Source organism: Mesorhizobium sp. M1E.F.Ca.ET.063.01.1.1, from assembly GCF_003998155.1.
Taxonomy (GTDB): Bacteria; Pseudomonadota; Alphaproteobacteria; order Rhizobiales; family Rhizobiaceae; genus Mesorhizobium.
This window is the reverse complement of the sequence record NZ_RZSC01001799.1, coordinates 1-385: the sequence shown is the minus strand read 5'-3', so window position 1 is coordinate 385 and position 385 is coordinate 1. Positions and strand designations below refer to the sequence as shown.

General features: G+C 63.4%; 1 pseudogene. It reads left to right on the top strand.

The annotated features are described in order from the left end of the window. Positions 1-385: pseudogene (locus EOA29_RS40930) on the top strand (magnesium-translocating P-type ATPase); the annotation flags it as partial.

Genomic DNA, 385 nt, shown 5'->3' with positions numbered 1-385 from the left:
GTCCTGACCGGCGAGACGTTTCCAGTTGTAAAAGCGCCGGGCCGGTCGGCGCCGGGCGCTTCCGTCGCACAGCGCGCCAACGCCGTCTTCGCAGGGACGTCGGTCCGCAGTGGCACCGCGACTGTGCTTGCGGTGGCAACCGGCCAGCGCACCGAGTTCGCGTCAATCGCAGCGGCCCTCGAACGACGTGTCCCGGAGACGGACTTTGCCCGCGGGATCAGGCTTTTTGGCTATCTGATGACGGAGATCATGCTGGCGATTGTCATCCTGGTGTTCTTCGCCAATCTTCTTCTCCATCGGCCGCTGATAGAATCGCTGTTGTTTTCGCTGGCGCTGGCGGTCGGCCTTACGCCAGAACTCCTTCCGGCGATTATCAGCGTGACGC